Raw genomic sequence first — 7,596 nt, forward strand, 5'->3', positions numbered from 1 at the left:
CGGCACCACGACGCCGCCGAGCCCGGCCGCGGTCGCCGTGCGCAGGATCATCCCCACGTTCGCGGACGTGGTGACGCCGTCGAGCACGAGCACCGGCGCCGGGGGCGTGGGCGAGTCCAGCGCCGTGGCCAACGGCCGCATCCGGGGCGCCACGACGTCGGCCAGCACACCCTGGTCCTGTTTCCCGTTGCCCGCGAGCACCTTCACCCGGTGGGCGCCGTCGCGCCGGACCGGGACACCGCGCGCACCGGCCGCGCGTTCGATCTCGGCGACCGNGGCCCCCCGTGCGGTGTCCGCGATGATCACTTTGTCGACGTCGAGGGTGCGGTCGCCCAGGATCTCCAGCACGGGCTTGCGCCCGTAGACGGTCAAAAACCGGTCCTTCGGTGATCCCGCGCCCGTTCCGTGCGCGTCGTGCCCCTCCTGTGCGTCGTGCCCCTCCTGTGCGGCGCGGCCCTCCTGTGCGGCGCGGCCACCACGGGCCCCTGTTCCTCCCACACCGCCAGTTTCCCACCCGCCCGCCTCGTCACGGCGGCGGCCGCCCGGATCTGTCAGGATCGGATCATGACCGACCGTCTCTCCGCGCTGGACGCCTCGTTCCTGTACGCGGAGCGGCCCGCCACACCGCTGCACGTGGGCGGCATCGCGATCGTCGAGCGGCCGGAGAAGGGGTTCGACTACGGACAACTGCTGTCCCTGGTCGGCCGCAGGCTGGCGTACCTGCCGCGCTACCGCCGGCGGGTGCGGCCGGTGCCGGGGCACCTGTCGCGGCCGGTGTGGGTCGACGACGTCGACTTCGACCTGAACTATCACGTGCGCCGCTCCGCGTTGCCCGAGCCGGGGAACCACCGGCAGCTGTTCGAGCTGGTGGCCCGGCTGTTGGCGCGGCCGCTCGACGTGGAGCGGCCGCTGTGGGAGCTGTACATGGTCGAGGGCCTGGCCGGGAACCGGGTGGCGCTGGTGACCAAGACGCATCAGTCGATGGTGGACGGCATCGGCTCGCTCGATCTGGGGCAGTTGCTGCTCGACGACGAGCCCACCGAACCCGGACCCGCCGAGGAGTTCTGGACCGCGCGGCCCCGTCCGGGGCGTGTGCGGCTGGTGACCGACGCCGTCGCCGACACGGTGCGGCGCCCTGCGGAGATGGTGGAGAACGTGCGGACGGCCGTGCGGGACGTCGCCAGTACCGCCGACCGGGTGCTGGGTGCGGTGGAGGACGTGGCCTCGGCGGTGCACTCGGTCCTCCGCCCGGCCGCCCCGAGCCCGCTCAACGCGCACGTGAGCCGCGGCCGGGTGTTCGCCGGGGTCCGCACGGACCTCGAGGACCTCCGCCGGGTCCGGCGGCGGCACGGGGGCACCGTGAACGACGTGGTACTCGCCGTCGTCACGGGGGCGTTGCGGGAGTGGCTGGCGCGCCGCGGGATGCCGCTGAGCCAGACGTCGACCGTGCGGGCGCTGGTCCCGCGCGCCGTGCGCGACGGGGACACCGTCGGCGGCTCCCCGGAGGGGCCGCTGGACAACCGGGTCGTGCCCGCACTGGTCGAACTGCCGGTCGGCGAGCCGGACCCGGTCCTGCGGCTTCGGCACCTGAGCCATGCCATGGCCGCCCAGCCGGACGCGGACCGGTCGGTGGCGGCGGCCGCGATGCTGCGTCTCGGTGGGTTCGCACCCGCGACGATGCAGTCGCTCGCCGGGCGCGCGGCGAGCTCGCTGTCGGGACGGCTGTTCAACGTGGTCGTGAGCAACTCACCCGGTCCACAGCGGCCCCGGTACGCCGGCCCTGCGAGGATGACCGAGATCTACCCGGTGATGCCGCTCGCGCGGAACCAGGCGCTCGCGGTCGGCATCACCTCGTACGACGGCGGGGTCTACGTCGGTTTGAATGGTGACCGGAAGGCGTTGTCGGACGTCGACGTGCTCGCCGGCATGGTCACCGACGCACTTGAGGAACTGAAAGGGACGATCTGGTGAGGGTCTACGTACCTGCCACAGTGCGCATGCTCCGGGAACTCGTCGACGAGGGTGAGCTGCTCCCCGTCAACGGGACGGCGTTCGCGCTCACCCCGGCGTTGCGCGAGTCGTACACCAGCGGTACGACCGAGGAACTGGAGTACGCCGCGCTCACCGAGGCGGCCAGGGCCTCGTTGCGTCTGCTGGCGGCCGAGCGGGAGTCCCACGGTGCTGATGCCGGGGACGGGGATGCCGACGCCGGGGACGGGGATGCCGACGGTGTGCCGTCGGACCCGGACCGTGCGCCCGGGGGCGGGGACCCGCCGCGGCGGGTGGTCATCTCGGCGGACCCGGAGGACGTGACACTGCGTCCCGACCTGGACCACGCCGTCGTGCGGCTGTCCGGGCCCGTCCCGCTGGACACGGTGGCGGCGGTGCACGTGGACACCCGGGACGCGGAGAGCGCCGTGCTGGCGGCCGCACCGGTGATCGACGACGCCGATCTGGGGGACGAGGACGCCGAGCTGGCCCTGGGCGACGCCGAGGACCACGAACTCGCCTGGTACGCGCCGCAGGAACTGCCCTTCCTCCTCGAACTCATGTAACCATGTGTTCGCGCACCGCCCACAAGGCGGACGAACGACGGAAAGGCGGGACACCATGGACGCTGTCACATCCGTACCGGCACCGGCGAACGAGCCGGTCCACACCTACGCCCCGGGAACCCCGGGCCGCGGGTCGCTGGAACGCAGACTGGCGGAACTCGAGGCCGAGCGTGTCGACCTCACCCAGACGATCGACGGGCGGCACCGGCTCGCCGGCGGTGACCGGTTCGACGTCGTGCAACCGCACGACCACCGGCACGTGCTCGGGGTGGCCGCCCAGGCCACGAACGCCGACGTCGCCGAGGCGGTCACCGCCGCGAAGTCGGCGGCACGCCGGTGGAGCGAACTCCCCTTCGACGAACGCGCGGCGGTGTTCCTGCGTGCGGCCGACCTGATCGCCGGGCCCTGGCGGGACACCATCAACGCGGCGACGATGCTCGGCCAGTCGAAATCGGTGCAGCAGGCCGAGATCGACGCGGCCTGCGAACTGATCGACTTCCTGCGGTTCAACGTCGCCTACGCACGGCGCATCCACGCCGAGCAGCCCAACTCCGTGCCCGGGGCCTGGAACCGGATGGAGTACCGCCCGCTCGACGGGTTCGTCGTCGCCATCACGCCGTTCAACTTCACCGCGATCGCGGGCAATCTGCCGTCCGCGCCCGCGCTCATGGGCAACACGGTCGTGTGGAAGCCGACGCCGTCGCAGCAGTTGGCCGCCCACTACACCATGCGGGTCTTCGAGGAGGCGGGACTGCCGCCCGGGGTGATCAACATGGTCACCGGCGACGGGCGGGCCGTCAGCGAGGTCGCCCTGCCCGACCCCGGCTTCGCCGGGCTGCACTTCACCGGGTCGACCGCGACGTTCAAGCACCTGTGGCGCACCATCGCCGACAACCTGGACAACTACGGGTGCTATCCGCGCATCGTCGGGGAGACCGGCGGCAAGGACTTCGTCGTGGCCCACCCGTCGGCGGATGCCGACAAGCTGGTCACCGCCCTGGTTCGGGGGGCGTTCGAGTACCAGGGGCAGAAGTGCTCGGCCGTGTCCCGCGCCTACGTGCCGCGCTCGCTGTGGGACGGCGGGCTGCGCGAACAGCTCGCCGACCTCACCAAGACGGTCACCTACGGCGACGTCACCGACCTGTCGAACTTCGGTGGGGCGGTCATCGACGGGCGGGCGTTCGCCAAGCACCGGGACCTGCTGGCGGGGGTGCGCGACGACCCGTCCGTGGAGACGCTGGTCGGTGGCGGCTGCGACGACCGCGTCGGGTGGTTCGTCGAGCCGACGGTGCTGGTCTCGGACGACCCGGGGCACACGCTGTTCTCCACCGAGTACTTCGGTCCGATCATGGCGGTGCACGTCTACCCGGACGGTGACTACGAACGCATCCTCGACGTCGTCGACCGCAGCGCCCCGTACGGGTTGACCGGGGCGGTCTTCGCCGACGACCGGGAGGCGGTGCAGCAGGCGCACCGCGCGCTGCGGCACGCGGCCGGCAACTTCTACGTCAACGACAAGCCCACCGGGTCGATCGTCGGGCAGCAGCCGTTCGGCGGGTCGCGGGCCTCGGGCACCAACGACAAGGCCGGGTCGATGTTCAACCTGCTGCGCTGGACCAGCCCCCGGGCGATCAAGGAGACCTTCGTCGCCCCGACCGACATCACCTACCCGCACATGGGCTGAGCGGGAGTCGGGGACCGGAGGGCGGCCCCCGAAGACGGACCGGGGCCCCGGATCGGCGCGATCCGGGGCCCCGCGCCCTCGGGCTCCCACGGGGGAAGGGGTTCAATTACCCCCGGTCATGCCCGCAGTATCCAACTGGGCGACCTGGTCCGCCGGGGGTGCTTCGATGGTCACCGGCGTGCCCCAGTCGGTGTAGTTCATCACCATGGAGGACGACTGGCCCATGACTTCCATGTCCATCTCGATGCGTACGGGCAGATTCGCGGAGTCGAGGTAGAGCTCCATGGGAATCGTGGTGCCCTGCGAGGGCTGCGGCTCGGCGCGGAGCTGCTCACCGCCCATCATCGTCGCGGCCTTCGCCATGTCGAGCTCGACCGTGTACCGGGTCACCTGCTCACCGTCGAGGGTCGTCTCCCGGGTGTCGACGATCTCGCCGCCGAACTGTTCGAGCTGCTCCAGGATCCTGGTCGGATCGCTCTGCTCGGCCATGTCGGCACCGCCCATGGCCTCGGCCATCGGATTGTCGCCGTCCAGGGACATCTCGACCCACGGCTTGCCCGTCTCGGCGCCGAGTGCCGCCCCCTGTCCCTGCGGCATCTTCATGTACATGGTCCGGTCGACCATGCGCATCTCCATGGGCTGGCCCTGGATGTCCATCGTCATGCTCATCGCCGTGTCCGCCCCGGCGTACCGGGCCTGTCCCTCGGCCCGCATCGTCTGGCCCATCGCCGTCGTCTCCATGGTGAACCGGGACGAACTGGCCTCGGACGCCTTGTCGGAGGACGAGGAGGCGAGTTCGGAGAGGTTCATGAACCCGCCGTCGCCCGCGGTGCCTCCGGTGCCGTCGGACGCCTGACCGTCGACCGTGTTCCCGCAGCCCGCGAGTGCCAGCACGAGTGCGGCCGCGCCCGCGGCGAGAGCTGGTCTGCGCATGATTGCCCCCTCTTTGTCGAGTCTGTGGTCCCGATTCGGACCTGTCCGGCGACCGGACGGTTCCCCTTTCGGGTGACAAGTGACGCATATCACCGTTGCTCGCGTTTTCCGGTGACCGGGGTCCGGGTCCGGTGCGAGCACCGTATCCCGGTCACCCTTCCGGCACCTCCGTGCCCGCGCGGGACAGCAGCAGTCGGCGTAGCGAGTCGAGCCGTCCCGGGGTGGCGCCCCCGTCGGTGACGACCCGGTCGAGGACGCAGTCCGGGTCCTTCGGGGGGCCGAGGTGGCCGCAGTTCGGCGGGCACTCCTCGGCCGCCTCGGCGAACTCCGGGAACGCGGCCACCAGCTGGTCCGGTGTCACGTGCGCGAGCCCGAACGACCGGATGCCCGGGGTGTCCACCACCCAGCCACCGCCGGGCAGCGGCAGCGCGACCGCCCCCACCGACGTGTGCCGGCCCTTGCCGACCGCGCTGACCTCGCCCGTGGCGAGCCCGGCCTCCGGCACGACCCGGTTCACCAGGGTGGACTTGCCGACGCCGGAGTGACCCACCAACGCCGACACCCGGTCCCGCAGCCGCTCCGGCAACCCGGGGTTGTCGGTGTCGTACCGGGTGACCACGGACGGCACCGCGAGGTCGGCGTAGGAGGCCAGCAGCTCGTCCGGGTCCGCGAGGTCCGCCTTGGTCAGGCACAGCACCGGTTCCAGCCCGCCCGTGTAGCAGGCGACCAGACACCGGTCGATGAACCCGCGTTTCGGTGGCGGGTCGGCCAGCGAGGTGACGATGAACAGTTGCTCGGCGTTCGCGACCACCACGCGCTCGTACGGGTCCGTGTCGTCGGCGGTGCGGCGCAGCACACTCGTCCGCTCGTCGACCCGCACGATGCGGGCGAGGGTGTCCGGCGCCCCGCTGGTGTCCCCGACGAGCCCCACCCGGTCGCCCACCACGATCGGCGTGCGGCCCAGCTCCTTGGCCCGCATCGCCGTCACCACCCGGTCCGCCGCACCGTCGACCGCGCACCGCCAGCGGCCCCGGTCCACCGAGAGCACCATCGCGGTGACCGCGTCCGGGTGCGTGGGGCGCTGCTTGCTCCGGGGGCGGGAGCCCTTGCCCGGCCGCACCCGGACATCGCTCTCGTCGAACGTGCGCCAATCCCTGCGCGGCAAACCGTTCCACCTTCCTGGCCGGGATCCGCCGCTGCCTCCTCGGGACAGCGGCGGCGACACTGTCACCGACGATGATCCCGCATGCCACTCGCCACGGCCGCACAACCGTGCCAGGATGGCGTCCGGGTGGACCGACACACCCGGGCACACCCGTGCTGTGGCGGGGAACACCAGAACCCCGGCGCCGGACGGAGGACGGAGGACGGAGACCGATGTGCGGCCGGTACGCGGCGACGAAGGATCCCGCCGCGTTGATGCGGGAGTTCGACGCCCTCGACGGAACGGACGGTCCCCCGCGGGGGCCGGACTACAACGTCGCGCCGACGAAGGACGTGGTCACCGTGGTCCAGCGGCATCCGCGGGATGCCGACGGCAACCCGCTCGCCGACGAACCGTCGGTGCGCAGCCTCCGGATGATGCGCTGGGGCCTGGTGCCGTTCTGGGCGAAGGATCCGTCCGTCGGCGCGAAGATGATCAATACCCGGGCCGAGACCGCGCGGGAGAAACCGGCGTTCCGCAAGGCGTTGTCCCGGCGGCGCTGCCTGGTGCCGGCCGACGGCTGGTACGAGTGGAAGGCGGGGGACGGGGGAAAGCGTCGTAAGGAGCCGTTCTTCACCACCACACGCGACGGGTCCTCGTTGGCGTTCGCGGGACTGTGGGAGACCTGGCGCGATCCGAAGGGGGAGACGGACGCCTCGCCGCTGATCACGTGTTCGATCATCACCACCGACGCGGTCGGCCCGCTCGCCGACGTCCATCACCGGATGCCGCTGGCGCTGCCGTCCGACCGCTGGGCCGCATGGCTCGACCCCGACCGTGCCGACGCCACCGACCTGCTCCGGCCGCCGGAGGAGCCCTGGGTCGACACCCTGGAGCTACGACCGGTGTCCACCCGGGTCAACAGCGTGCGCAACAACGGGCCGGAACTCGTCGAGCGGGCGGATCCCGAGCCCACCGACCTCGACGACGGTGCCACCGGCGCCCTGTTCGAGTTGCCGCAGCAGTGACCGGACACGGTGCGAAACACGGATACGGTGGGAAACGCTGATGACGGTCACCGAGATCACCACCCCGCACGGCCCCGCCCGCGTCTCGATCCACGGTTCCGACGAGGGCGTGGCCGCACTGCTGCTCGGACACGGGGCCGGTGGTGGGATCGAGGCCGCGGACCTGGTCACCGTCACCCGCGCGGCGCGCGCCGCGGACGTGCACGTCGCGCTGGTGGAACAGCCGTACCGCGTCGCCGGGCGACGGGCCCC

The 7,596-nt window shown here is 71.9% G+C and carries 7 protein-coding genes and 1 pseudogene; 5 read left to right on the plus strand and 3 right to left on the minus strand.

What is annotated here, in order from left to right:
- On the minus strand, positions 1 to 372 hold a 372-nt coding region (locus tag SACHA_RS21135), incomplete at its 3' end, for an RNA methyltransferase substrate-binding domain-containing protein (RefSeq protein WP_019808921.1).
- 192 nt (positions 373 to 564) lie between these two features.
- Between SACHA_RS21135 and SACHA_RS0108845 the strand changes: the two genes are divergently transcribed.
- From SACHA_RS0108845 to pruA, 3 genes are read left to right on the plus strand one after another with little or no spacing between them, the layout of a single operon-like run.
- A complete protein-coding gene (locus tag SACHA_RS0108845) occupies positions 565 to 1,971 on the plus strand; it encodes a WS/DGAT/MGAT family O-acyltransferase (RefSeq protein ID WP_019808922.1) in 1,407 nt (468 codons plus the stop codon).
- Entirely contained in the window at positions 1,968 to 2,555 is a 588-nt protein-coding gene (locus SACHA_RS0108850; protein WP_198010121.1) for a DUF6912 family protein, read from the plus strand. Before SACHA_RS0108845 ends, SACHA_RS0108850 begins: the two co-directional genes overlap by 4 nt.
- Positions 2,556 to 2,610: 55 nt before the next feature.
- Entirely contained in the window at positions 2,611 to 4,239 is a 1,629-nt protein-coding gene (pruA, locus tag SACHA_RS0108855) for an L-glutamate gamma-semialdehyde dehydrogenase (RefSeq protein WP_019808924.1), read from the plus strand.
- Between the two features lie 102 nt (positions 4,240 to 4,341).
- On the opposite strand, the gene SACHA_RS0108860 is transcribed toward pruA, so the two are convergent.
- On the minus strand, positions 4,342 to 5,172 hold the full coding sequence (locus SACHA_RS0108860; protein WP_019808925.1) for a hypothetical protein: 831 nt from the start codon (positions 5,170 to 5,172) through the stop codon (positions 4,342 to 4,344).
- 151 nt (positions 5,173 to 5,323) lie between these two features.
- Positions 5,324 to 6,337, minus strand: coding sequence for a ribosome small subunit-dependent GTPase A (rsgA, locus tag SACHA_RS0108865; protein WP_019808926.1), 1,014 nt, complete (start codon positions 6,335 to 6,337; stop codon positions 5,324 to 5,326).
- 212 nt (positions 6,338 to 6,549) lie between these two features.
- Between rsgA and SACHA_RS0108870 the strand changes: the two genes are divergently transcribed.
- Both SACHA_RS0108870 and SACHA_RS26070 read left to right on the plus strand, forming a co-directional pair.
- Positions 6,550 to 7,344, plus strand: coding sequence for an SOS response-associated peptidase (locus SACHA_RS0108870; protein ID WP_019808927.1), 795 nt, complete (start codon positions 6,550 to 6,552; stop codon positions 7,342 to 7,344).
- Positions 7,345 to 7,384: 40 nt separating this feature from the next.
- Positions 7,385 to 7,596: pseudogene (locus tag SACHA_RS26070) on the plus strand (alpha/beta family hydrolase); the annotation flags it as partial.

The organism is Saccharomonospora halophila 8 (genome assembly GCF_000383775.1).
Lineage (GTDB): Bacteria > Actinomycetota > Actinomycetes > Mycobacteriales > Pseudonocardiaceae > Saccharomonospora > Saccharomonospora halophila.